Annotated in this window: 24 protein-coding genes, 2 tRNA genes and 1 pseudogene; 6 read left to right on the top strand and 21 right to left on the bottom strand. The window is 55.8% G+C overall.

Translation table 11 applies throughout. The features are described 5' to 3' along the window. Nucleotides 1-13: 13 nt before the first annotated feature. Together rpoH and CU100_RS23820 are read right to left on the bottom strand one after the other, a co-directional pair. Nucleotides 14-925 carry an RNA polymerase sigma factor RpoH gene (gene rpoH / locus CU100_RS23825; protein WP_106719123.1) on the bottom strand — a complete coding sequence of 304 codons (912 nt, stop codon included), beginning with the start codon at nucleotides 923-925 and terminating at the stop codon, nucleotides 14-16. Between the two features lie 239 nt (nucleotides 926-1164). Then, entirely contained in the window at nucleotides 1165-2166 is a 1002-nt protein-coding gene (locus CU100_RS23820) for an RluA family pseudouridine synthase (RefSeq protein WP_106719122.1), read from the bottom strand. A gap of 27 nt (nucleotides 2167-2193) precedes the next feature. Here CU100_RS23820 and CU100_RS23815 point away from each other — a divergent pair. Continuing rightward, nucleotides 2194-2620, top strand: a pseudogene (locus tag CU100_RS23815) (fimbrial protein). 81 nt (nucleotides 2621-2701) lie between these two features. Continuing rightward, nucleotides 2702-2776, top strand: a tRNA-Glu gene (locus CU100_RS23810). 353 nt (nucleotides 2777-3129) lie between these two features. Here CU100_RS23810 and CU100_RS23805 read toward each other — a convergent pair. The 12 genes from CU100_RS23805 to CU100_RS23750 all read right to left on the bottom strand — a co-directional run bounded on the left by CU100_RS23805 (nucleotide 3130) and on the right by CU100_RS23750 (nucleotide 12650). Beyond that, complete coding sequence (locus CU100_RS23805) at nucleotides 3130-3891, bottom strand: hypothetical protein (protein ID WP_106719121.1); 762 nt, start codon at nucleotides 3889-3891, stop codon at nucleotides 3130-3132. Nucleotides 3892-3906: 15 nt separating this feature from the next. Beyond that, nucleotides 3907-5442 (bottom strand): hypothetical protein, encoded by a 1536-nt coding sequence (locus CU100_RS23800; protein ID WP_210204115.1) that lies wholly within the window; start codon nucleotides 5440-5442, stop codon nucleotides 3907-3909. Next, entirely contained in the window at nucleotides 5439-5849 is a 411-nt protein-coding gene (locus CU100_RS23795; RefSeq protein WP_106719120.1) for a hypothetical protein, read from the bottom strand. The genes CU100_RS23800 and CU100_RS23795 overlap by 4 nt, the downstream gene beginning before the upstream one ends. Further along, nucleotides 5846-6133, bottom strand: a complete 288-nt coding sequence (locus CU100_RS23790; protein ID WP_106719119.1) for a hypothetical protein — start codon at nucleotides 6131-6133, stop codon at nucleotides 5846-5848. Before CU100_RS23790 ends, CU100_RS23795 begins: the two co-directional genes overlap by 4 nt. Beyond that, nucleotides 6133-6384: a hypothetical protein gene (locus tag CU100_RS23785; RefSeq protein ID WP_106719118.1), complete on the bottom strand. Its 252-nt coding sequence runs from the start codon at nucleotides 6382-6384 to the stop codon at nucleotides 6133-6135. Before CU100_RS23785 ends, CU100_RS23790 begins: the two co-directional genes overlap by 1 nt. A gap of 204 nt (nucleotides 6385-6588) precedes the next feature. Beyond that, on the bottom strand, nucleotides 6589-6960 hold the full coding sequence (locus CU100_RS23780; protein WP_106719117.1) for a hypothetical protein: 372 nt from the start codon (nucleotides 6958-6960) through the stop codon (nucleotides 6589-6591). 38 nt (nucleotides 6961-6998) lie between these two features. Then, nucleotides 6999-7376 carry a hypothetical protein gene (locus CU100_RS23775; protein WP_106719116.1) on the bottom strand — a complete coding sequence of 126 codons (378 nt, stop codon included), beginning with the start codon at nucleotides 7374-7376 and terminating at the stop codon, nucleotides 6999-7001. A 567-nt stretch (nucleotides 7377-7943) separates the two neighbouring features. Beyond that, on the bottom strand, nucleotides 7944-9554 hold the full coding sequence (locus tag CU100_RS23770; RefSeq protein WP_106719115.1) for a hypothetical protein: 1611 nt from the start codon (nucleotides 9552-9554) through the stop codon (nucleotides 7944-7946). Continuing rightward, complete coding sequence (locus CU100_RS23765) at nucleotides 9539-10087, bottom strand: hypothetical protein (RefSeq protein ID WP_146141897.1); 549 nt, start codon at nucleotides 10085-10087, stop codon at nucleotides 9539-9541. Before CU100_RS23765 ends, CU100_RS23770 begins: the two co-directional genes overlap by 16 nt. A 44-nt stretch (nucleotides 10088-10131) precedes the next feature. Continuing rightward, complete coding sequence (locus CU100_RS23760) at nucleotides 10132-10449, bottom strand: helix-turn-helix transcriptional regulator (protein WP_106719113.1); 318 nt, start codon at nucleotides 10447-10449, stop codon at nucleotides 10132-10134. A 156-nt stretch (nucleotides 10450-10605) separates the two neighbouring features. Then, nucleotides 10606-11220 (bottom strand): hypothetical protein, encoded by a 615-nt coding sequence (locus CU100_RS23755; protein ID WP_106719112.1) that lies wholly within the window; start codon nucleotides 11218-11220, stop codon nucleotides 10606-10608. Beyond that, a complete protein-coding gene (locus tag CU100_RS23750) occupies nucleotides 11217-12650 on the bottom strand; it encodes a tyrosine-type recombinase/integrase (protein WP_106719111.1) in 1434 nt (477 codons plus the stop codon). Before CU100_RS23750 ends, CU100_RS23755 begins: the two co-directional genes overlap by 4 nt. Nucleotides 12651-12807: 157 nt before the next feature. On the opposite strand from CU100_RS23750, the gene CU100_RS27005 reads away from it, so the two are divergent. Together CU100_RS27005 and CU100_RS23745 are read left to right on the top strand one after the other, a co-directional pair. Further along, nucleotides 12808-12912: transfer RNA gene (locus CU100_RS27005), tRNA-Ser, on the top strand. A 58-nt stretch (nucleotides 12913-12970) separates the two neighbouring features. Continuing rightward, complete coding sequence (locus CU100_RS23745) at nucleotides 12971-13750, top strand: membrane-anchored protein (RefSeq protein ID WP_106719110.1); 780 nt, start codon at nucleotides 12971-12973, stop codon at nucleotides 13748-13750. A 39-nt stretch (nucleotides 13751-13789) separates the two neighbouring features. On the opposite strand, the gene CU100_RS23740 is transcribed toward CU100_RS23745, so the two are convergent. Next, a complete protein-coding gene (locus CU100_RS23740; RefSeq protein ID WP_106719233.1) occupies nucleotides 13790-14491 on the bottom strand; it encodes a glycosyltransferase in 702 nt (233 codons plus the stop codon). A 358-nt stretch (nucleotides 14492-14849) separates the two neighbouring features. Between CU100_RS23740 and CU100_RS23735 the strand changes: the two genes are divergently transcribed. Beyond that, on the top strand, nucleotides 14850-15785 hold the full coding sequence (locus tag CU100_RS23735; protein WP_187445983.1) for a glycosyltransferase family 2 protein: 936 nt from the start codon (nucleotides 14850-14852) through the stop codon (nucleotides 15783-15785). Between the two features lie 3 nt (nucleotides 15786-15788). Here the strand turns inward: CU100_RS23735 and CU100_RS23730 are convergent, their stop codons facing one another. Further along, nucleotides 15789-16991, bottom strand: coding sequence for an alpha-hydroxy acid oxidase (locus CU100_RS23730; protein WP_106719232.1), 1203 nt, complete (start codon nucleotides 16989-16991; stop codon nucleotides 15789-15791). A 175-nt stretch (nucleotides 16992-17166) separates the two neighbouring features. Here CU100_RS23730 and CU100_RS23725 point away from each other — a divergent pair, with 175 nt between their 5' ends. After that, nucleotides 17167-18090, top strand: a complete 924-nt coding sequence (locus tag CU100_RS23725) for a 2-hydroxyacid dehydrogenase (RefSeq protein WP_106719108.1) — start codon at nucleotides 17167-17169, stop codon at nucleotides 18088-18090. 14 nt (nucleotides 18091-18104) lie between these two features. Here CU100_RS23725 and purU read toward each other — a convergent pair whose 3' ends face one another. The 5 genes from purU to cobG all read right to left on the bottom strand — a co-directional run bounded on the left by purU (nucleotide 18105) and on the right by cobG (nucleotide 23287). Further along, nucleotides 18105-18959 carry a formyltetrahydrofolate deformylase gene (gene purU / locus CU100_RS23720; RefSeq protein WP_106719107.1) on the bottom strand — a complete coding sequence of 285 codons (855 nt, stop codon included), beginning with the start codon at nucleotides 18957-18959 and terminating at the stop codon, nucleotides 18105-18107. Between the two features lie 144 nt (nucleotides 18960-19103). Continuing rightward, complete coding sequence (gene cobJ, locus CU100_RS23715; protein ID WP_106719106.1) at nucleotides 19104-20549, bottom strand: precorrin-3B C(17)-methyltransferase; 1446 nt, start codon at nucleotides 20547-20549, stop codon at nucleotides 19104-19106. Beyond that, nucleotides 20546-21286, bottom strand: coding sequence for a precorrin-2 C(20)-methyltransferase (locus CU100_RS23710; RefSeq protein WP_106719231.1), 741 nt, complete (start codon nucleotides 21284-21286; stop codon nucleotides 20546-20548). The genes cobJ and CU100_RS23710 overlap by 4 nt, the downstream gene beginning before the upstream one ends. Beyond that, a complete protein-coding gene (locus CU100_RS23705; protein WP_106719105.1) occupies nucleotides 21286-21912 on the bottom strand; it encodes a precorrin-8X methylmutase in 627 nt (208 codons plus the stop codon). Before CU100_RS23705 ends, CU100_RS23710 begins: the two co-directional genes overlap by 1 nt. Continuing rightward, entirely contained in the window at nucleotides 21905-23287 is a 1383-nt protein-coding gene (cobG, locus tag CU100_RS23700; protein WP_106719104.1) for a precorrin-3B synthase, read from the bottom strand. Before cobG ends, CU100_RS23705 begins: the two co-directional genes overlap by 8 nt. Nucleotides 23288-23386: the final 99 nt, after the last annotated feature.

Raw genomic sequence — 23386 nt, 5'->3', positions numbered from 1 at the left:
TGGATGGGACCAATCAGCGGGCGTCAGAACCCGTTGTAACAAGTGCCTTCTGCTGTCGGACGGCCGCCGCCTTTACCGCGTCCTGAACTTTCTCGAAAGCCCGAACCTCGATCTGGCGAACGCGTTCGCGGCTGATGCCGAACTCCGTGGAGAGATCCTCGAGTGTTACCGGATCGTCAGCAAGGCGCCGCGCCTGGAAAATGCGGCGTTCGCGATCATTGAGCGACGACATCGCCCCCGTAAGCATCTCACGGCGGTTTTCCAGCTCGTCCTGCTCGATCAGCATCGTTTCGGCGCTATCGTGGTCGTCGACGAGCCAGTCCTGCCAGTCGCCACCCGCTTCGCCATCTGAGGACCGGATGGGGGCATTCAGTGAAGCGTCGCCAGACAAGCGGCGGTTCATCGAAACGACCTCTTCTTCGGATACGCTGAGGCGTGTCGCGATCTCCTTCACCTGTTCAGGATTGAGATCACCATCGTCCAGCGCCTGGATCTTGCTCTTGACCTTGCGCAGGTTAAAAAACAAACGCTTCTGGTTCGCGGTTGTGCCCATTTTGACAAGGCTCCACGACCGCAGCACATACTCCTGGATCGAAGCTTTGATCCACCACATGGCATATGTCGCAAGACGGAAGCCGCGTTCGGGTTCGAAGCGCTTCACCGCCTGCATCAAACCCACGTTTCCTTCGGATATAACTTCGCCGATCGGCAGGCCATAGCCCCGGTAACCCATTGCAATCTTGGCAACGAGCCGCAGATGGCTGGTGACGAGCTTATGCGCGGCTTTCGGGTCGGCATGCTCAAGATACCGCTTGGCGAGCATATACTCTTCCTGCGGCTCAAGCATGGGGAAGCGTCTGATTTCTTCCAGATAACGGGTCAACCCACCGTCACCACCTAGAATACTTGGAAGATTTTGGGCCACTTGGCACCCCTCCTCAATGTTGGAAAGACCCCCATTATCGGCAGGTCCCGATTTCCCGCCCGCCCAACAGGTTGGCGCGGGCCGGATTAGCTCTATCAATATATAGGTATCATTTTGTCAAAAACACGGTGCATTAAGCAGCGAAACAATCCGTCACATAAACGTGAACGATCCACTCATGTTTGTACTCATACTGGCAGAACTCGAAAAGTCTTCAATGGTTCCGTCGGTAAGGCTTTTTATGCTGTTTCCTGAAATGCCCTGATCAACTCGGCCATATCGCTGGGGACTGCTGCCTCGAAACGCATGACATCACCTGTCGTGGGATGCTCGAAAGCAAGCAACTTCGCATGCAAAGCCTGCCGGGTGAACGCCTTTACGATGGTCTGCAAGGGTTCATTCAGCTTGTTGGCCTTGGTTTTATACGAACTGCCATATTCCAGGTCGCCGACTAGCGGGTGGCCTATGTGGGCCATGTGAACACGTATTTGATGCGTTCTGCCGGTTTCCAGCCGGCACTCCACGAGGGATGCGAGAGCAGTGGCATCTTCCCTGGCGTCATACCGCTCCTTAACCTCGAAATGCGTAATCGCATGACGGGCATCTTCGCGTTCCTCATGGACGATTGCTTGCTTGGTGCGATCCCTATGTGATCTGCCAAGAGGGGCGTCGATGGTGCCGGTTGTTCGATCGGGCGTTCCCCATACAAGCGCAATATATGCGCGTTCCAGTTCATTTGTGCGTCCATGATCAGCGAACTGGGCACTGAGATGACGATGGGCGAGATCGTTTTTGGCAACGACCATGACACCGCTAGTTTCCTTGTCGAGCCTGTGAACGATACCGGGCCGCCTGACACCGCCGATGCCAGACAATGTGTCGCCGCAGTGGTGAAGCAGGGCGTTGACGAGAGTACCGGTCCAATTGCCATTGCCAGGGTGAACCACCAATCCGGCGGGTTTGTTGATCACGATCAGGTCGGTATCCTCGTAGACGATATCGAGAGCGATATCTTCGCCCTTCGGCGTTGCGTCGTGAGGCTCTGGAATTTCGATCGTGATGCGGAGACCCTCGCGCAGCTTGTGCTTGGTCTCGAGCACTGGTCTGCCGTCGATACTGACCTGACCCTCACCAATAAGCGACTGGATGCGATTGCGTGAAAGATCTGGTGCGAGCCGAGCAGAAAGCCACGCGTCGAGTCGCTTGCCAGTTGAATCAGTATCGGTAATTAGCTCTTTCAAAAGCCTGGGCCCTTCGTTACAGGAGGCTTGGTTCGAAACCTCGGAGACAGTCTATATGACCAATATCAACCCGGATATGGATGGGGATGAACAACCCCTTGATCCAGCAATGGAACGGGTCCGGCGCAAGATGATCCGGTTATTGGCTGTTTCCATCGGTATCATGGTCATCGGTCTTATGGCCGTGCTGGCAGCCATTGTCTATAAGATTAACCAGCCAGTCCAGAACGTGGCAACGCCGGTTGGTTCAGATGTTTCGGGACAACAGCTGAGTGATGCGGTTGCCGGCGAGGCCATCACGCTCAATCCTGGAACACGGATACTTTCCCACAATCTCGTCGACAACACGCTTTCGCTGGAGACGAGATTGGCTGACGGAACACGCCAGATTCTAATCTACGATATTCCGTCCAAACGTGTAGTAGCTCGAATCTCGGAAGCTGCAGGCAATTGACAGGGTGGAGTTGAAGCCGATGAGAAATCATTATTGCACTTTGGCGTATGCTTGATTATACCCCTCATAGCTACCTGCTACGCGCCCATCGTCTAGCGGTCAGGACGGCGCCCTCTCACGGCGCAAACAGGGGTTCGATTCCCCTTGGGCGTACCAGCAAAAACAAGCACTTAGCACAAATAATCAGCGAGTTGGGTAAAAGACAGGTAAAATAGACCGGCCAAGAAAAAAGGCGGGTCGCCTAGTGTTTTGCCCACCAGACAACCCGCCAAACGCGCCAACGGGACAGGACAAGGGACGGTCGGCAGCGTATGCAAAAAGCGGCGGGCTGTTCCGTGGCTGCTAAGACATCAGAACAACCCGCCTTGTACGCCTTGGCCTATTAGATATTAGCCTTAGCGATCTGGATTAAGTTGCGGGCCGCCCCACCACTAGGGACCTTGGGAAAGTGGTAGAGCAGCCCGCGACGCGCCAACCGAAGCAGCAGGTTTCGGCGGTCGGCAGCGGATTTACGAAGCAATTGCACCGGAAATGGCGTCCTTCACGGCTTGGGCTTTTGCTTCGGCTTGGTCGATAATTTTGGAATTGGCCAAACGGGCCGTGTAGCTGTTGGCGATAGTTCCAGCACGGGTCAGATCGTCCATGGCCTGCTTAATGCGCTCCAGCCGGTTTACGTCTGCACCATGGCGTGCCCGCTGCCAGCGGGTGCGCAGCATTGCCATTTCCTCGTTACTTCCAACACCAGACAGTATCGGCGGGGCGTTCAACACTGCACCCAGCACCGTATCGTCGCCGTCTGCCATGGCTGCGTCTATTGCCTTCTTGCGGTCGGCTGGCTTCATCGCGGAAAGTCGCGAGCGGATCTCCGTTGCCAGCATGTGCCCGGCGGAGTCGGCTGGCCGGGGTGGTGCGCTAATCTTCTGCTCAATCATTTCAATTTCGCGCTGCGCCCGTGGGAAGATCGCATCAATCGCTTTAGTCCCGGCCTGCGTGGCACGCCAGCTTTCCTCTTTAACCCGCTTGTGGCGGGCGGGTATGGTTTCCATCTCATTGGCGAAGATGGCCTGCGCCACACGCTTGGCCTTTTCCACGTTCAAGCGCAGGGTCTGCATGGCGTCGGCCATGCCTTCCAGCAGCGGATCAAACACAACGTCGCGGGTGGCTGGGTCGGTTGCAAAGTGCCGCTGGATTACCCCTTCGTGGATCGACGGCGAAATGGGTGCAAAGGTATTTTTCGTGTCTGCTGTTATGGGCAATTTCTGGTCTGTCATTTTAGTTCTCCTATCCTAGTTCAGCGGACGTTGGCGTCCGTTGGCGTATGCTGTTGGCTTGCCATCGAGAGCGGATATGCCCGGACCCCAATGCCAAACGCGCGCCGGTGCCTCGTCGGTATTCCAGACAAGTTTTCCGTCATAACCGTAGGTGCCAGAACCGCCGCGCGGCTTGGCTTCCGCCGCCAATGCCATAATCAAAGCCCCGGCAACGGAATTGGCGAGGTCGTCGTGCTGGCCGGGGGGATGGTCTACGATGTCGCGCCCGGCGCGGCTGGTGCGGCGCTCAAGGGCGATCAGTTGGTTTTCGATAGGTTTCAAATCCAGCAGGGCGATGCGCCCGGAATTCATTGCAGGCACCAGCGACAGGTACAGGTCGCTCCGGCTCTGCGGCGAAAGCTCGTAATTTATGCCGTAGCTGCGGAATTTCTCGCGGGGCCATTCCCCGGCATATCGGTCTCCGGTCACGGACCGCAGACCATAGCTCTGCAGCAACTCTGCAAACTGGCGTGTAACGGCATCAGGCGAGAATGGCGGCTTAACCTCGCGCACGGCATCCAGCACCGCGCCGCCATCCACATAGTGGGCAATGGCAAGGGTCATGCTGTCGCTGCTGCCGCCAGAAGGGTCTACAAAGCCATGGTAGCGAATGCCCGGTTCGTAGGGGCGTTCATACACACCCTGGTCGACGCAACCCTGTACTACTTCGCGCGTCAGCAGCAGTTCCATGTCGGTGCGGAACTCGGCAAAATATTCGGCTTGCGCACTGGCTGGGTCGCGCTCCACTTCCGCGTCAATAAAAGCTTGGTCAATGGCCGGGTTCATTTCCTTGGTAGTGGCCTTCCACACCAGCGGCTTGTCGGCCTTACCCCAGTAGCGACTGTACGCGTCCCACAGGGCACCACGCCGGGCATAAGGGCTGCTGGCGCAAAGCAGCATCGCGCCGGGGATCGTGCTCATGCCGGGGCGGATGGCGTTTAGAATGGCGTAGTCTGGTTCTGCGCTGTCATCAGTGGGCCAGAAGGCAAGCTCGTCTGCAAGGACAGCGGCATACGTATAACCGCGACTGGTCTTAAACGAAGCAGTGCCAATCTCGATGTTCACACCGTTGGTCAGTTCAAAGGCTTCTGCCGTTTCATTGCCGATCAGCTTTTTCAACATCGGGATATTTGTCAGCATTCCCCGAACATAGTTCATTATCGTGCGGGCTTGCTTACGGTCGGCAGCGATAACGCGGATGGTGGCACGCTCCCCCGGCTGTAGATATTGTTTATATTGGCGGAAGGTCGCCAGATACACGGCAACCAGCGCGAGTACGAAGCTCTTGCCGCCGCGCCGCCCTACCACCAGCCATGCCTCGGAGAATGGCTTTTGGGGTAGCGCCATGCGTCCCGTGTGCTTGCGATAGGTGGCGATCTGCGCCTCGTCCATGGGCAGGGCGAACAGGGCTGCCAGAAAGGCGAACCACATTTCCCATGTTTCGCGCTTCTTAAACCACAGAGCGAAGAGCTTATCGTCAGCGCAGGCTTCCAGAATATTCAATACCTTCATTCAGCGGCCTCCCGCCGAATATACTCATCAATAGTTGGCGTCATGTCGCGGGACCGACGCTGTAGGCCGGTCACATCAAGCAGGCGGCGGAGGGTGTTGGCACCCCGGAAGTACAGATCAAGGTCGGCTGGCTTGGCCTCGTTGGTTATGGCGAACTTCTTTTCCAACTGCTCAAGCTGCACGGTTATCACGCAGGCACGGCGGATAATGCCCTTCTCTGCCTCGCTGCAAACGTCCTCACCCCCAAGGTCGGCAATGTGGATGGACAGCAGATCGCGTGCCCGCTTTACCCATGCGGTGCGACCGTCAACGCCGGGGAGTAGGTCCTTGCCGTTCGTCACCCGGCTGCGAGCATTGTTCGGGTATGCCTGCTTAACGCCAGAGGCTGGGTGCTTGCGGTCAGTCACCTTTGGTAACTTGCTGGTCGGCGGATCAGCGTTCCGCAATGGCCGCAGACCCATAGATCACCGCTTGCCGTGTAGGTTATGTGCTGGCCCTTGTAGTCCTCGTCCAGCGCCCGGCAGGGGTCGGTGTGCTTGGCGACGAAGGCACTGGCCTTCATCTCGTACCCGTATCGCCCCTCCACCTCAGCGCTCTGGCTCAGGCGGTGGATATTAATGCTGTCGTGCATCTCGGCAGGAATGGCCGCAAAAGGATAGAGGCTCATTGGCAGCTTGCTAAGGTCAGTCATCAGCGCCGCCCCTCAAACGATATGCGCCCGGCCTTGTGGTCGCGGTACAGCATTTGCAGGGCCACAGTGCGGTCGGCATTCTTGGCAACGAACGCCCCGACGGTCATGCCATCATTGTAGCGAACGGCTGCCAATTTCTGGCGCAGGTGGATCACGTCCCTGTCTGTAACCCCGGAAGTCTTGGCCGGGGCCAAGGCGGCGGGCTTGGCTGCGGGTGGCTTGCGCCTTTTGTGGGGGTATTTGGCGGGCATATTGCGTCCTATATTGCGTTGTTAGCTATATAGTACAGGACGCACGACTCTTAAGCCATTGTTTTTGTGGGTAAATGTGGGTTAGGGCGCGATAGTGTTTGCGCCTTACATAAGCGGAGTCAGAGCGGAAGACGCAGGCGGATCGGTCGTCGGGAAAAACACGAGTTTTCACGAATTAAATCCCCGATCTTGGATTAATGCAGTCTATATCCACACCGCGATAATCGCCGCAACTATACTCGCAACGGCCAATTCTGCGCCCGTCGTCGGATTAAAGAAGAGCGTGTTTCGTATCCACGATTGGATCGGCGCATCAGGGTTATCGATTATCTGGCGCGTAATCTCCGAAGGTGGCCCAAAAGGGAATTTGTCGGCATCTCCAAAGGTTTCCAGCACGCTATCGAACCAGCCGGTTATTCTAAGCTGGTAAACCGACGAAAGCGCGAGCAGCGCGCTTGCCGTAGACATCCATTTACCCGCTGGGATTCGGGGCTTAACTAGCCCGACTACTCCCAGAACCACGCACACGATCGACGCCAGAAGGACAACGATAAAACCAATGCGATCAATAGTCATGTAAGCCCCCGCTTCGAATCATCCGAGGGGATCATACATCACTGTGGATTCTTTACTGCTACCACCAACCGGTCAGCAATTACCGGCGCTTCCGTTGCTGCTCCGCCGACCGGGCGCGTAGTCCGGTAAACGGTCATTCGTGCATTGCGTATGCCCTGCCCCATCATCAACCGCCAGCGCTCGGTAAATTCCTGCGATACCGGGAACTGCAATAGCTGCTCAACACATTCGGCAAAGTGGCCAAGCTCCATGGCTATCTCTTTGTTCATGGTAATGTCGCCCCGGTAGGTCTCTTCGCCATCTTCCCGTGTGCACACTGCAATCGTCAGCAAGTCGCCATCAATAAAGCGCTGCACATGCATCACGGTAGGCACGACGTAGAATGGTTCGATCTCTCTTAGCGCTAATTGGTTCATGCTTTGTTCCTTTCTTGGTTTTAGCCTGTTAATTTTTAGGACCGTACAGGGCGTTTAGGTGCTGCCCGGCTGTATGCCAGCGGCCAAGGTGCAAAACGCGCTCGACCGTCCTGGAAAGTGGTCAACTGCACGACGCAGCGGTGTGCCGGGGGTGCGCTGCCGCTGCGCCGCTGGAATAGCTTTGTTCGTGTAGGCTGTTATTGGGTCAAACATAAAACGGCCTACAAACGCCCTACAAAATTACCAAGCGTTTCCAACAGGTTAGCGCACACGTAGGCCATGTAGGCTGTGTAGGCTGTTTTATGCGCGCGCGCAATTAAAGCACTTTTCGCAAGTACAGGTAGCGATAATCCCCCGGCCTTAGAGCCAGAAACCATGGTCTTTTCACGATGTATTTTAGACGATGTAACACCGTCCAATAAACGCGCGTAACAAAAAGGGCCTACATAGCCTACACGCCCTACACGCATTCTATGTGCCTGTAATTACGCGCCTTTTTTGTAGGCCGTTTGTAGGCCGTTTTGCGCTTTTCGGGCCAAAACGCCCTACACTTTGCCCATAGCATCATCATAGGGGATCTGGTTCGAACGTGTGCGGTGGAATGGTAGGCGTTGCTTGGAAGTGCCTGCTGGGCACCCAGAACACATTAACGACCTTACCTCTAATGCGCAGGTTCGTGTCATCACCGTCCAATGCGCGGATGCGTTTGCCAAGCGCAGTTCTGCTCTCCACAACAAAGCGGCTGGATAAAGACCTCAGGTGCTTTTCAAGGTCCATCATTCTAAAGACATAGCGAAAGTGGTCCTCGTCCTCCCATGGCTTTCCCAGTAGAATCGCCTCCCTAGTTTCTGCCCGGTAATAATCAACTAAGAAGCTTTCCAACTGTTCACGGAATAACTCTGCCTCGCTGGTTATATATTCCTGCGGGATTTCCTCTTCTATATCGAGGCCGCGCTGGATATATTTGCCCCAAATCTCCTTGCTGCGAATGTACGTTATCCGCTTGCTTAGATACTCCACGCAACAATCGTTAAACTTTTTCCAGTCGGTTAGTTCGGGAGTTGTTGCCTGTACTATCTTGCCTTCAATCTGGATCAGGTAAACCTTCTTGCCCTTGTCATCGCGCTCATACTGCACGCGCTCAAAATACGGCAAGGTTGCGCCGGGGGACACCTTGGCCGGGCTGCCCTTGGCAAAGCCTTCGGCATATTGCCGCTTCCATATATCATCAAACGTGGCTTCATCGCCGCCCTCCTCAGCCTTACGGGTAAGCCATGCTTGGCGCATGGCGTCGTGGGCTGCGAACTCCGAAAGGCCACAGTCTCGTACCCATCGTCCTAGATCATAGGCGGCGGCGGCAAGAATCTTGTTCGCATGTACATACCGCAGGTCCACTGGAGCTCTGTCCGCAAAGCGAGCCTTCCACAGTTCCAGCCGCTGTTCGGCGTCGCCCATGGTGCCATTCTGTGGTTCGGCCACAGCGTCATTGTCGGCATCGCTGGCTTGGCTGGCGTTGGCTATCCTCGCGGCGGTGCGCATGGCTCTCACGGAAACCTTAGCCTTCTCCGCTGCGTCCAGAAACTCCCCCAAGGTCTTTGTCAGTCCACCCTGGTCGATGTACCAGCGCTCTTCGCCGAGGTACGGCATGTTCACTTGGCTGGACGTTATTCCGTCGGGGTTGCTGGGAAAGAGGTCAAACTCTTTCAGTCCCAACTTCGCGGCAAAGGCGGTCAGCGCTTTGTACACCTCCCCGGCGGACGCGGGCTCGCTCAAGAAGAGGTAAAGGTGCGACCCGCCCGACTTGGACTCGCACATCACCAGTGGCAACTTGGCCAGTGCAATCAGTTTTAACAACTCAGAGCGGCGGTCGCTGCCGTATACGTCATCGTCGATACAGCCCCAGAGACAATTGCCATCGTCCATTACCGGGCTAATACCCAACGGGCGCTTTCGATCCAGATGCATCCGCCAGAATTCTACTGTCGCGGCCTTTTTAACGTCAAAATCACCACCGCAGTCCCTCAGCTTAATCTTCTCGTTTGGCGACGCGGCCTTAAGCCTGTCATATTTCGCCAAATCGTAAGTCAAACTGCGATTGCTTGGGCCGGGGAATAAGTCGCGCATAGCCTGCGCATACCGTTCCCCGACGGAAGCGTCGGTACTCAAATGTGCGTCCATCCTGTCAGTCCTTTGTCATTTTCTATTTTGTACGGCATGGCGGCAAGGTTCATTGGTTCCCAGCGGCCAGTGCCATCAAGCAGCAGCGCGGCGTCCTTGGTTATCCCTTGGTCAGCAAGGAACGCGAGGTCGTCGGCTTCGGCGATGCGGATAAAGTCGGTGTAGAATTGTGGCCAGTCCGTAAAGCGGGAGTACCGCACGTAAGCGTCATCACGGCTGGCTTCGGTAAGCTGGCGGGTGGACCGCTCTTGGGTGCGGGCTATGGCGAACCACATGCGAAGTCTGCCGATGTACTCACGCTGCCAATCGGTCGGCGGGGTCATCATCTGGCCGATCAATATATGCTGGTATTCCTCCGGAACATATTTACCGGAGGGGAACATCTCATAGACCAAAAACGCCGGGCCGTGGTTCGGCGGCAACGGTCCACGCCGGGGCCTGTGGCGACACAGAACGTACGTGCGGCGTATGCAGTCAACCACGTTGGGAATACTGCACTGCCGGGGCTCAAAGGCGGGCTCAGCATACTTCAACAGCTGTCTCCATTCCCTCTCATCCCTGTCGGCGGCCATCGGCGTTAGCGCCCACCGACAGCGATATGGGAATGTTCTTTCCGCCGCTCTATCTGCTGCTGCACGGCCAGCAATTCGTCACCGACCGGTGCACCCCGAGCACGCATCCACGCAAGCATGGCTTCAAAGCTTATGCGCACTATCCCGGCACCAAGGCGGGTTTCAAAGCCCTCGGCTGGGATAATGCCTTCTCGCTTCCACGCGTAATAGGTTACACGAGAAATGCCGACACACTGGCAAAACTCAGTAATAGACAAAAGCAAACGCCCTTTTTCAAGAGGAGAGCGCAAGTCTACTTCTTTCTTATTGTTATCATTACTCATAGGTAGTCTCCTTTAGCGGGTTAATATACACATACATTAACGCATTAATACTTTCTGCGACAAGCCAGCGCCCTTAGCGCGCGGGTTTTATTTGTTCAGAATGGGTGTTATTGCGTTAGGCGTATGGCCAAAGGATCGTTCAATTTGGCTAGGGCGTCACCCCAGCGCCTTAAGGGCGCGAATAATAATCTTGGAAATCTTGTCGTCGCCGTCACGTTTTGCACCGTGGCCGAGAACACTATCTATGCGGTCGCGAGCATCCTGCAGGCTCTCGCCTTCGCGCAGGGACTCATGGGAAACCACATCTTTTCCCTTTTGCTGGCAAGAGCGCATGGGTTTTTTACGATAGGCTTGCCGCAATACGGCAGCGCAATGGTCGCGGCGGGCCTGGACCTCCGCCTTGGTCGGGTTAACTGCGCCCCTGTTCTGTAACCCGTTACCATCAATCAAATCAGCGATCACAGAAAGGAACGCAGGCGTGGGCAATGGAGCCCGAAGGCACGCGGACACCCCTGCCCACGGGCTGGGCTCGCCGCGTAATCGCTTGGCGTTGCCCTGCCGAATTGCCTCAAGTTCGTCAGCCGCAATGCCGGGGGGTGGAAAGACCAGCAGTTCCAACTCGTCGGATTTAAAGTTGGCATACCGTTGGCCTTCGCGGAACACGGTAATCAGTCCTTCCTCGTCGGCCTGCTCCACCCATGCCTCAACGCTGGCAAACCACGCCGGGGTCGCTTCCTCAATGGTTTCTGGCCAAGGCGGTAGATCGCTCATTTGCGGTCTTTCTTCACAACCATCTGGTCGGGCTCCAATTCCACCACGTCTGCCCTATTAAGCAGGAAACGGTCAGCGGGCTCGAATGGAACCACCTTGCCGGGTTTGGTAATGCCAAACTCTGGAACACCGACGCGGATAGCCTCGTCCATGTAGTCATCGGTCAGGTGGCCATAATGCTTTTCCACCATGGACGTGTTTGCGTGGCCAAGGTTCCTTGCAACGGCGTTCAACAAAGCGCCGTTCATAATGGAAAGGCTGGCATAGGTGTGTCGCAACTGGTGGAAGCCAACCGGCTTTATCTTGGCAGCCACGCAAGCGGCCAGCATCGGCCGAATCTGGTGGGAAGGTCCCCAGCGTTCGCCGTCTGATTTCACAAACATAGGGGCATCTTTGGCGAGCCCGGCAACGTGCTCGGTAAAGAAATTCACGGCTTCCGGGGTCAATCGCACGCGGCGCGGCTTACCGCTCTTGGATTCCCGCACGACAATGCGGCCATGTTCAAAATCTTTGGCGTTTAGATTGCACAGTTCCCCATACCGGCAGCCGGTCAGCAGCGCGGCTTGTGCGATAGCCCTAAAACCGGAACCTTCGTCAGCAGCATTAAGAAAGCGGGTTATCTCTTCCTTGGATAGGAAATCCTCACGGGCTGCACTCACGTTGGAAAAGGGCTCCACGCGCCGCCATGCAAGGTCGTCGTTCACCCGGCCTAGTTTAAAGGCTCGGTTCAGCGCTCCCTTAAGGACAGTCAGTGTGCGGTTTACGGTGGCGCGCCGGGCGCGCTTTTCGTCGGCGGTGGCTGGGGCTGGCTTGTATCGCTGGTCCTCCGTGGGACGCGTGCGCAGCCGGGCAGGGGCTGCCGCCAGTGCGTCGCGCCATTTGGCCAACTGGTCGGTAGTCAGGTCCACCACGGCCACGTCGCCAAGGGTTGGCAGTATAAGCACGTTTGCCCGGCGCTCAGCGTCCCTGCCGGTCTTCTTATGTGCCTTCAGGAAAACGATATAATCCTCTATCGCATCCTTCACTGTCAGCGGCTTTGGCTTAGCGGCTTCTTCCTGGGCGATGGCGGCTTCCTTGGACTCGCGCTCGGCGTCTTCAGCAGCTTTATAAGCCAGCTTCTGTGCCTGCCCGAAAGTCAGTACCTTTTCGCCGTCTGCATCTTGGTAGTCGTCGGCGCGGCCAAGCACGACTTTCTTGTACGGGCTGCCTTTTTCGCCAGACATCTTCTTCACATATATTCGCGCCAGCCAAACCCCCGGCACCCCAGATTGGTGGCGGCGATAGCCAAGGTGCAGTTCGCCGGGGATTAGAGTGCGAAAGTGGATATCGTCGCCGCTTTTCTTCTTCTCGCCGCTCTTCTTCGTGCCGGTCTTCAAGTTGCTTCTTGCCGTGCGACTATCTAGTGTCGCTTCGCGTATAGTGCGTGCCATTATGTCGGTTCTCCATTTTACCCTAAGCCCTCGGAAGCCAGTAGCGGTAAAATAGGAGTGTATATACCGGTACAATCGCAGGCAAGCTAAATGTAACGCAATTTAACTTGCTCTCAGGGATTAAACCAATGATATCAAAGATATGGAGAGAGGTTGGACGGGTAAGCTGGGATAAAAATGGGTGCTAATCAATTTCGCAAAAGGCCGGTTAAGCGGCCCTCTCACGGCGCAAACAGGGGTTCGATTCCCCTTGGGCGTACCAGCATATCATTCCCTGTTAATTTCGAAAATGTTCATTCGTATCGCGAAAGGCCGCTCTTATGAGGCTGCCCCGATTTGAGATCCTGACGAGGATTCGGCGCTCTGTGATCTACAGGATACTGAGGCCGCGCGCGCCTTCGCATCCGGTTGGGTTCACTGGACCGGTGGTGGTACTGGGCTCGGCACCCATTTCGACGGTTCCAGCCGGCTTCAACGCAGATTTCCATGTCATCACCGTGAACGGCTCACAAGGCGTACTGGACGCGTGGGGAATTTACGTTCCGGACGCGACGTTCATGCAGTTCAATCAGGTCGAGGGGCAAACAACGAACGCCTTGCACGTTCGAAAGGTATTGAATGGAAAACGCACGCGGCTTCTTTACGTCGTACGTTGGCCGAAAAGCCTGGAACAACTCAAACAGGGTATCGCTGCGTTCAACTATGGCTATGACGATCTAAAGCTGATCAACCGTTTTAAACGGATGGCGATGTACGAGGCCGTCATGGGAGGGCTCAATGTCGAGATCGATGACAATATGAAGTTCTCCAATGGCATCACCGCAGTGTTCTACGCAATTCTCAGCGGTGCCAGGGCCGTGATCATCAGCGGCATCAATCCTGATTCATCAGGCCACATTTATAACGACGCCAATCTGAAACGTCTGCACGCGGGCACGGACAAGCAGATATTGCAGGCGCTTATCGACCGAGGGTATCCGCTCTACACCGCAGATGACGAGGTCGCCAAAATCTCGGGTATCCCTCTATGGACACACGAGACATTTCACAAGTTCAGCGCGAGCGTTGCGACCACAACGCGTGGCGCAACATTACGGTGAGCGCATCGGTGGGTTATTCCGGCCCGGGATATCCGCTTGTCAGATGGCCTTCCAATCCGGATCAACTGCATTGGCTGCCGCGCGCCACTCGTCGGCGTAATCTACATTCTGCCAATCCTTGAACCATGGTCCGCCATTGGTAAAATGGACTGCGTTGGGATAACCGTTCGCCGGCTTTTCGTTCCAGCCTTCCAGCCAATTCCATTCAACCGGAATCTCCCCGATCTCGTGATCTTGCGCCCATTGCATACGATGCAGATAGGCGCCGCTTTCCCGGTTGATCAGTTCCGGCGTGAGCTGGCGCGTGGACGGGTGCTCACAATTGAACAGCATGAATGATGACCAGTTCTTGCGCGGATAGCTGGTCTGGACTTTGCCGTCCATTTTCGTGCCTGCCTTAGGCGTGTAATCATGTTTGACGCAAACCACCGCTTTCGATTCGTCGCGGTACTGAAGCAGCTTCGCCACATCGCCAAAAAACAGGAAGTCACAATCGCAGAAAAGTGCCCAGCCCTTGTAGCCTGCGAGCCAGGGTGTGAAGAAGCGTGAATAGGTAAACTCAGTCGAGGCAAGGGGGTCGATATCGCGTGTATAAGCGCCTTTCTCTACGAGCTCTTCCAATTTGATCGGAACTACCTGGACGGGGATCGTCGCATGTTTCAATACGGTGCTCTTGGCAACTTCATATGCGATCGGTTCGCGTGAGTCCCATCCCACGTAGATGTCAAGATCATTCTGCATGATGCCTCGCTTCATATTCTGAGAGTCTGAGTAGGGTTTAAGACCAAATGCGGAAAAGGAAAACCCCTCATTGCTGCCAAATTGCGGCGTACTTGCTGGCTTTACATCAGGAAAGTGGGGATACGGCGCTCACCGGGCCATACTTGACCTTCCACACGTCCAAGTTTAATCGGTCGGCCTTCTGGAGTTGCATGCACAAAGACCCGACTCGCGTTCAAGGCGGAACCACCTATTGAAACGTCACCAATCTTTCCTGTTTCCGAGACCGGAAATTCCCTTTCCATACCGCCCTGGCAGTCCAGCCGCCTTTCCCAAGAAAACAGGCCAGTCCTTGCTCACGCGTTGGCGTAACGTCAGCGTGAAGAAGCGTCATGATCCGGTCCGAATTTACTCATTGAGGAAAGATGATATCCGGCCGCTCGAACCTCGGGACATACCTCTCATTTTTCTAGCCCATAACAGCATCCAATTCATACCGTCATTTCTCGCCCATTATCGCAAACTCGGGATAACGCGGTTCTTGTGCGTTGACGATCAATCGACAGATGGAACACGGGAAAAACTTCTCGCTGAAAACGACGTCGACATCTTCGGCTCGGATATCCGTTACCGACAGGCGAACGGCGGCAATCTTTGGCGCGAGGCACTGGTCCGGATTTATGGGACCAAGCGCTGGTATATGAATGTCGATTGCGACGAATATTTTATCTATGACGAATGTGAGACGAGAACGCTGCCAGAACTGATAGTCCGCCTGGAAGCAAAGGGCGTTTTGCATTGCCCAGCGCCGATGATCGATTGTTACCCATCGGCAAATCTAAAATCTGCGGTGTTCAACGGATCTTCGGGTACGATGCCTTGGGAGATCGCCAATACATTCGATAGAAGCGGCTATCGGCTGAGCCGCACCAACTCGGCCATGTCGATGATGGGAGGGCCAAGGGACAGGTTGTTGGATGATCCTCAGCATTATGACGAGTTGATGAAATATCCTCTGCTCTACGTAGAGTATCCTATCGCGTTCACCATCAGCATTCACAAGCCGTGGCCATTTCACCGCAACTTTTCGCCCATCTTCGGGTCGCTGCTGCATTTCAAGTTTTTCAGCGAAACGGAAGAGTTCGTGAAGAAGGCGATAGAGGGTGGGCAGTATTTCAAGGGTTCTCGCGCATACAAGACCATGCTGGAGGCAATCACCGCCGGGAAGCTCGACAACCTCAATTCGAGTGTTTCCGTTCGGTTCGAAAACTCGAAGCAATTGGCCGAGCTTGGCTTCTTCAAGAGTGTGTTCTAATCTTTACGCTCCCGCTGTTCGCGCGCGTTTCTTTTTCACTTCGGCCATTCGCGGTTTGGTTTCGAGACCGCTCTTGTAAAGGTTGTTCCGGTCGAGAACCTGGACGTCCCGCTCGCCGCACAAGGCCATCGTAATATCAAGCTCCTTGCGGATGATCTCCAATGCCTCGGTGACGCCTTGTTTCCCACCAGCACCCAAGCCGTAGAGAAAGGCCCGGCCGATATAGGTTCCCTTGGCTCCGATGGCGAGCGCCTTCAACACGTCCTGGCCCGATCTGATTCCCCCGTCGAAATGCACTTCGATCTTGTCACCAACTGCGTCGACGATATCCGCAAGGACTGAAATGGATGAGGGCGCTCCATCGAGCTGTCGTCCACCGTGATTGGATACGATGATTGCATCGGCACCGGTCGCGGCTGCCATCTTCGCATCTTCGACGTCGAGAATGCCCTTGATGATAAGTTTGCCGCCCCAACGTTCCTTTATCCAGGTAACATCGTTCCAGGATAGGCGCGGATCGAACTGCTCGGTTGTCCAGACTGCCAGCGATGACAAATCGCCCACACCTTTGGCGTGCCCCACTATGTTGCCGAATGTACGGCGATTGGTCCTCAGCATTTCCATACACCACTGCGGACGCGTAGCCATCTGCCAGATGTGTTTCGGTGTAAACTTCGGGGGGGCAGAAAGACCGTTACGCAGATCCTTGTGGCGCTGACCCAGAATCTGCAGATCGAGCGTCAGAACCAAAGCCGAGCACCCGGCAGCCTTGGCTCGGTCTATCAAATTGTAGATGAAGTCTCGATCGCGCATGACATAAAGCTGGAACCAGAACGGCTTGGTAGTAACCGATGCGACATCCTCGATAGAACAGATACTCATCGTCGAGAGGGTGAAGGGGACGCCGAATTCCTCGGCCGCCTGAGCCGCCAGCATTTCGCCATTTGCATGCTGCATACCGGTCAGGCCGGTTGGGGCGAGTGCGACAGGCATGGATACAGTCTGGCCGACCATCGTGCTTTCGAGCGTCCGGTCGGTCATGTTGACTGCCACGCGCTGGCGCAATTGAATCTTGCGGAAATCCTCTTCGTTCGCGCGATAAGTACTCTCTGTCCATGCACCAGAATCGGCGTAGTCAAAGAACATTTTTGGCACGCGCCGTCTGGCGCGCTCTTTTAGATCGGCGATCTCTACTGTCTTTATCATGTTCCGTCCCGCAAGCATTGGTGCGACGGTTTTCACACCAATGCATTCAAAAAGGCAAGCGCCAACTCAAGATAATCAGCACTGGCAAAGGTGCTCTTCGTCAGCAAATGTTTGTCTTTCCGCCACGTCCAGCTATTGTCGCACACTCTGGAAGCATTCGACGGGAAATGAATCGATGGAAAAACAACCTCTCCTCTTGCTTGGCCCTCTCATGCCGTATCTGACGGAGGAGTTGGAGAAGCGATACGCAGTTGAAAAGCTCTATGAGGAAGAAGATGCGTTGGGTTTCTTACAGAAGCACGCGGGGCGTTTCCGGGCGGCCGTGACGAGTACGTTTACCGGTCTCAAGGCGGATATGATCGATCTGCTGCCAGCACTCGAGATCGTTTCTTCGTTTGGTGTCGGCACCGACTCGCTGGATATCGCCTATGCGGCGACCAAGGGGATCAAGATCGCCAACACGCCGGACGTTCTCAATGAAGATACCGCGAATATGGCGATTACGCTTCTGCTTGCGGCTACTCGCGACATCGTTGCCAATGATCGTTTCGTGCGGGAAAGACGATGGGCAAACGGGGAAACGCCGCCTCTGGCGCAGGGAATTGAGGGCAAAATGATCGGGCTGGTCGGGCTTGGGCGAATCGGTAGCGTCATCGCCAGAAAGCTCACGGCTTTTGGGTGCGAGGTCGTCTATCATACACGCAACAGGAAAACCGAAGTCGAATACGAGTATTTCCCTGATCTGGCCGAAATGGCAAGCAGGTGTTCTGCCCTGATAGCAATTCTGCCCGGCGGGGACGCAACCAAAGGTGTTATATCCCGCGAAGTACTGCAGGGGCTTGGGTCAGAGGGAACGTTTATCAATGTCGCTCGCGGCACCGTCGTCGACGAAACTGCCTTGGTCGAGCTCTTGCAATCTGGCGAACTTGGGCGAGCGGGCCTCGACGTGTTCGTGGACGAACCGAACGTGCCGGAAGCCCTCCTTACCCTCAACAATGTAGTGCTCCAGCCGCACATGGGAAGTGCGACAGTCGAAACGCGTAAGGCAATGGCTGACCGCGTCGTATCTAATCTGGAAAACTACTTTTCGGCCAGCTGACCTGAGCCCTCAAGTCATCCAAACACAACCGTCTTGTGACCATTGAGCATGACGCGCGATTCGAGATGCTTTTTTACCGCCCGCGCCAGCACGCGGCTTTCGATGTCGCGGCCCGTGGCAACGAAATCTTCGGCGCTCATTGCATGGGTCACGCGTTCGGTCTCCTGCTCGATGATGGGACCCTCATCGAGATCGGGCGTAACATAATGCGCCGTTGCGCCTATGAGCTTCACCCCGCGTTCATAGGCTTGGTGATAGGGCTTTGCGCCCTTGAAGCTTGGCAAAAACGAATGATGGATATTAATGACTTTGCCAAACAGCCGTTTCGACAAATTGTCCGATAGGACCTGCATGTAACGGGCCAATACTACGAGGTCGGCGCCGGTGTCCTTTACAATCCGGAGCAGTGCTTCTTCCTGCTCGATCTTATTGTCCCTGGAAACGGGCAGCACGTGATACGGGATGCCTTCATGTTCGGCGAAGCGGCGGCTGTCTTCATGGTTGGAAACGATGGCTGCAACGTCCGCATCAAGCCAACCAACCTTGATCTGGTAGAAGAGATGCAGCAGAGCATGGTCAAATTTCGAGACCATAATAACAATCTTCGGCTTTTTCGACTGATCGACGAGGCTCGTCTTCATGTCGAAGCGCTGTATAGCGGGCTTTAGAGCCCGTTCAACATCGTCTTTGCTTGTACCTTCGGCCGCCGTGAAGGCAATGCGCATGAAGAAGCGGTTGGTCTGTCTGTCCCAGAATTGGTTGCTTTCGGCAATATTGGCATCCATGCCGGCAAGCTCGGTGGTTACCGACGCAACGATACCCGGCCGATCTTCGCAGGAAAGGGTAAGAACGTAATTTTTGTCTGGCATGATGACTCCGGGTGCAGGCGAACTGATTTTGAGGGATCATACTGAGCAGCGTGGAAGGGCGTCGATACAAATGCGAAGCGCTCAATCCTTTTTCCGGCATGGGGCCGGCGCAGGCAAATGATCTTTCTTCATGGGACCATCTAACTATTCAGGCTTGGTACCATACCAGCGCGGCGTATAAACCCATTTGCCGCCGCCGGTTCGCTCGAAGCTGCGCGTGAGTGAAGAACCGGCGATGATCACAGTTCGCATGTCGACCTGTTCGGGACCGAGCTCGGCGAGTGTGATGACACGCAAGGCCTGGGCGGGCCGACCGATATCACGGCCAAGGACGATTGGAGTATCGGCATTACGATGTTCGCGGAGAATTTCGATAGCGCGTGGCAATTGCCAGGGGCGATGCTTCGAAATCGGATTGTAGAAGGCCATGGCAAGGTCAGCTTGTGCCGCCATGGAGATGCGCTTCTCGATAATATCCCACGGCTTCAGATTGTCGGAAAGCGAGAGAACACAGAAGTCATGGCCGAGCGGGGCTCCACTAAGGCTGGCTGCGGCGAAGGCGGCGGAAACCCCCGGCAAAATCTCGAGCTCCACCGCATGCCAAGAGGGGTCGTTTGAGTCGTGCAGCGCCTCGACCACTGCAGCAGCCATCGCGAAAACACCTGGGTCACCGGACGAAACCATCACGACGGACCGGCCTGCTGCTGCGAGTTCGAAAGCATGTCGGGCGCGCTGCATTTCTTCGCGATTGTCGGTCATATGCAGTTTCTGATCCGGACGAAAAGATCCTGCCATGCGGACGTAGGTTTCATAACCAAGCACATCGTCAGCGGCCTCAAGCTCCCGTTTGACTGCCGGAACCATGAACTCAGGGCTACCCGGCCCAAGGCCAACCACCACCAACCGTCCACGCTTCTCGTGCGCAAGGGGTGAGGTTGCTACGGAGAAAGTGGGTTCGCTCCGAGTGAGCCGGCGCTGGAAGACCAGGTCGCCCTTTGCGGGTACAACATCTGACGTTGTAACCAGGATACGCAGTTCCGCGGCATCATCCAAAGGCAGATGAGCCTCCCGAAGCCAAGGTGCATCGCCTTCTATCCTAACGGTCTTCCCCGCCAGCAGATCGGCGATGAACGTTTTGGCGTCTTCGGGATTCTTCAATTCGAAGCCTGCAGGCGGGTTGAGCAGACAAGTACCAAAGCGAAGTTCGCCGGATGTCGTGATTGCGGGAGTAACCTCAAGCATGGACGCAAGTTGACGCGCAAGAACGTTCACGCCCGATGTACCCCCCAGCAACGGGACGACGGCACTGCCATCGTCTGCGACTGCCACAACGGCGGGTTCGCCTCCTTTTTCACCCAGAATCGGAGCCAGGGAGCGGATCGTTATACCGGCAGCGCAAAGAGCAATAATTCTGTGGCCGTTCTGATAGTGCTGCCGGATAGTCTCGCCGAAATTCGTGTAGGAGACATCAGCACCGCGGACGCGACCTTCCAAGCCATAAATTGTGGTACCTGGTATGCCAGCCTTGATCCGCGATGCGGTTGCCATTCCCAATGCCGAGAGGACCAATATGGCTGTCGGGCTAGTCATTCGGCGCTACCCTGCCATTTTTCACCCGGAACGAGGATCAACGAGAAATAGGGGGAAGATTCAGGATCGACTTCCGATAGTGAAATGATGCGCTGTGCATCCATTGTCGCCCGTTCGACATAAAGGGCCCGATCGAGCAGGCCAAGCTCTTCGATTACGCCGCGCACTTTTGCGAAATTCTTGCCTAGCTTCATGATTGCTGCAGCTTCGGTGCTGGCGAGCCGCGCCTTCAGGTCATCTTCGGAAAGTACACCCGAAAGGATCGTAAGCGTCTGGTTACGGTAAACCAAAGGCGCACCAAGAACGGCAGCGCCACCCAGAATGGAACAAACACCGGGTACAACCTCGGTTTCGTAGTACTCCGCCAGTCTGTCATGTATGTACATGAAGGAACCGTAGAAGAACGGATCGCCTTCCGCTATGACGGCGACGTCCTGACCCGCGTCAAGATGAGCTCGCAAAACCGTCGTTATCTCGCCGTAGAAGTCGCTGACGATGGCCTCGTAGTCCATATGAGCGGGAAGAATTTCGGTCGTGACCGGATATATCAGCGGAACAAGAAGCTGGTTTCCGTCAAGATAGCGCTCGACGATAGTCAATGCGTTGCCCTTTTTGCCCTTGGCTGCATGATAGGCGACGACCGGAGCAGCCTGAAGAAGACGCAATGCTTTCAATGTGATGAGTTCAGGGTCGCCGGGTCCAACGCCCAGTCCGTAAAGCCGACCTGGCTGCGGCATCATTCCTTCTCCGAAGCGAGGGCGTTGATGGCTGCTGCGGCCATTGCACTGCCGCCTCGGCGACCGTGGACTACAATATAGGGGATGCCGTGAATATTTTCAGCGAGGGCGATTTTCGACTCCATCGCACCGACGAAACCGACAGGGAAGCCGAGAACAAGTGCCGGTTTGGGTGCTCCTTCGCCGATCATTTCCAGCAGTCGAAAAAGAGCGGTGGGGGCATTGCCGAAAGCAACAACTGCGCCCTCCAGGTGCGGACGCCATAATTCAAGGGCTGCGGCAGAACGGGTATTGCCCATGTCCAGCGCCAACTTGGCGACAGAGGGATCGGGTAGTGTGCAAATTACCTGGTTGTCAGCAGGGAGACGTGTTCTTGTGACGCCTTCCGCGACCATTCGCGCGTCGCACAAGATTGGTGCACCATTGCGCAGTGCGTTGCGGCCAGCCGTTGCCGCACCCTCGGAAAACGCCAGATCCTGTATCACATCAACCATACCGCAAGCATGCGCCACGCGAACCGCCAGCTTTTCAAGGTCGGCCGGGATATTCTTCAAATCGGCTTCAGAACGAATGATGGCGAAGGAGCGATCATAGATCGCCTGACCGTCGCGAATATATTCAAGCATGCAGTGGCCCCCCAGAGCCGAAATCCTTACCGATCAGTTCGGCAGCTTCGTCGATAGTGACACCGGCAGCCAATAGCTTGCCAAAACGCGACGGTCCATTGGTCGCGTACAGAAAAATATCATAATGACCGGGCGCAGTTGCGACGAGCGTGACGGGTTTTGCCGCGGGCGAAGCACAGGACTTGTTGCACCCGGTCAAGTGAATTTGGGGAACTGCCGGTTTTCCCCGCAAGAGGGACGCCAATTTCAGTCCATCTGCCCGAGTGGCTGCCAAAGCTGAGTTGCACCCCGCCATACCTGAACAACTGATCATCGTCGCAAGCGGCTCATCAGCTTTACTGCTGAGTTTGAGCGCTTTGAGGGCTTGGAGCGCAGCATGGGCATCGCTTGGTGAGACCTGGGGCAAGAGGACGCTTTGCCATGGTGTCATGCGCAGTTTGCCATTCCCAAGCCTATCGGCAAGTTCCGCAAGCGATCGCAACACGTCGGGGTCGAGACAACCGAGTGCAGGCATGGCTCCTACCGCGCAGTTGGTACCGTGCTCGTCCAATAACGGACCCAGATGGCCATTCGGGCGGCTGTACATCCTGCGCCATTGTCCAATCTCTTTCCTGGGCAGCGGAGATCCCGGTCGCAGTTCGAGCTGCTCTACGAGATATTCGATCCCCATCTCGCTGATCATGTGACGCAGGCGCGATGCTTCCGGGTGAGCCCGTCGCCAGTCGCTGAAGATATCGAGGATTGCGGTGATGAGATCGAAAGCTTGGTTGGTTGTAACAGTACCCAAGGCCGGCTGAGCGTCTACCCTTGTAGGCGGCACGCCTGCAACACCGAACGCATAGCAAGGCGTAATGTCCTTCGGATCGACAGCACTGAGCCAAAGATCATGAGGATGGTCAACCATCGCAACGCTTTCCCCTCCGTCAATGAGGATGGAGAATTTAGGCGAAAGCGTCTGGTATGAAGGGTCGGATTGCAGGACGGTGAGCACGCGCGAGGCGAGGGGCCGCACATCGTGTCCGGTCGGTTCAAAGCCCGCAAACGGGCTGATCATGACATTGCGCACGTCGTCGCCCCTGGCGCTCAACGGTCCGAGCCCCGCGTCTAGCAAAGCCGCCGTCAGGGGCGCTTCCATTTCGGGACGTACCCCGCGAATTTGCAGATTGGCTCGATTGGTGATTTCGATCGTTCCACTGCCGAAGCGCTGTGCTGCATCAGCGACGAGCATGGCCTGCGCTGCGGTCAAATCGCCAAAGGTCAGTTTCAAACGGCAGATATTGCCGTCGCGAGCCTTCGGCATGCGGAACAATCCCGGGCAGGCAGAGCGCCGCTCCTCGGCGGCTGATCGTTCGATGTTGGAACCTGGATGAGTCATGACACTACCGGTTTTACAGGATGCCCGGGGACGTGCCAACCTTTCTCATAGCGTTCGATTCGTTGACCCATCAAGTGGTTTCGGGCATGCATGGAGTCG

Origin of the sequence: Phyllobacterium endophyticum, assembly GCF_003010935.1 — a bacterium.
Taxonomy (GTDB): Bacteria; Pseudomonadota; Alphaproteobacteria; order Rhizobiales; family Rhizobiaceae; genus Phyllobacterium; species Phyllobacterium endophyticum.
The sequence above is the reverse complement of the archived record's forward strand: the minus strand, read 5'-3'. Positions and strand labels throughout refer to the sequence as shown.

What these genes read in the sequence shown, in the direction of transcription:
- CU100_RS23775 (WP_106719116.1), bottom strand. Translation starts at nt 7,376, where the DNA reads ATGAACCAATTAGCGCTAAGAGAGATCGAACCATTCTACGTCGTGCCT.
- CU100_RS23805 (WP_106719121.1), bottom strand. Translation starts at nt 3,891, where the DNA reads ATGACAGACCAGAAATTGCCCATAACAGCAGACACGAAAAATACCTTT.
- CU100_RS23780 (WP_106719117.1), bottom strand. Translation starts at nt 6,960, where the DNA reads ATGACTATTGATCGCATTGGTTTTATCGTTGTCCTTCTGGCGTCGATC.
- cobJ (WP_106719106.1), bottom strand. Translation starts at nt 20,549, where the DNA reads ATGACTAGCCCGACAGCCATATTGGTCCTCTCGGCATTGGGAATGGCA.
- purU (WP_106719107.1), bottom strand. Translation starts at nt 18,959, where the DNA reads ATGCCAGACAAAAATTACGTTCTTACCCTTTCCTGCGAAGATCGGCCG.
- CU100_RS23745 (WP_106719110.1), top strand. Translation starts at nt 12,971, where the DNA reads ATGAGGCTGCCCCGATTTGAGATCCTGACGAGGATTCGGCGCTCTGTG.
- CU100_RS23740 (WP_106719233.1), bottom strand. Translation starts at nt 14,491, where the DNA reads ATGCAGAATGATCTTGACATCTACGTGGGATGGGACTCACGCGAACCG.
- CU100_RS23800 (WP_210204115.1), bottom strand. Translation starts at nt 5,442, where the DNA reads ATGAAGGTATTGAATATTCTGGAAGCCTGCGCTGACGATAAGCTCTTC.
- CU100_RS23725 (WP_106719108.1), top strand. Translation starts at nt 17,167, where the DNA reads ATGGAAAAACAACCTCTCCTCTTGCTTGGCCCTCTCATGCCGTATCTG.
- cobG (WP_106719104.1), bottom strand. Translation starts at nt 23,287, where the DNA reads ATGACTCATCCAGGTTCCAACATCGAACGATCAGCCGCCGAGGAGCGG.
- CU100_RS23705 (WP_106719105.1), bottom strand. Translation starts at nt 21,912, where the DNA reads ATGCTTGAATATATTCGCGACGGTCAGGCGATCTATGATCGCTCCTTC.
- CU100_RS23790 (WP_106719119.1), bottom strand. Translation starts at nt 6,133, where the DNA reads ATGACTGACCTTAGCAAGCTGCCAATGAGCCTCTATCCTTTTGCGGCC.
- CU100_RS23785 (WP_106719118.1), bottom strand. Translation starts at nt 6,384, where the DNA reads ATGCCCGCCAAATACCCCCACAAAAGGCGCAAGCCACCCGCAGCCAAG.
- CU100_RS23710 (WP_106719231.1), bottom strand. Translation starts at nt 21,286, where the DNA reads ATGCCGCAGCCAGGTCGGCTTTACGGACTGGGCGTTGGACCCGGCGAC.
- CU100_RS23730 (WP_106719232.1), bottom strand. Translation starts at nt 16,991, where the DNA reads ATGATAAAGACAGTAGAGATCGCCGATCTAAAAGAGCGCGCCAGACGG.
- CU100_RS23760 (WP_106719113.1), bottom strand. Translation starts at nt 10,449, where the DNA reads ATGAGTAATGATAACAATAAGAAAGAAGTAGACTTGCGCTCTCCTCTT.
- CU100_RS23770 (WP_106719115.1), bottom strand. Translation starts at nt 9,554, where the DNA reads ATGGACGCACATTTGAGTACCGACGCTTCCGTCGGGGAACGGTATGCG.
- CU100_RS23755 (WP_106719112.1), bottom strand. Translation starts at nt 11,220, where the DNA reads ATGAGCGATCTACCGCCTTGGCCAGAAACCATTGAGGAAGCGACCCCG.
- CU100_RS23750 (WP_106719111.1), bottom strand. Translation starts at nt 12,650, where the DNA reads ATGGCACGCACTATACGCGAAGCGACACTAGATAGTCGCACGGCAAGA.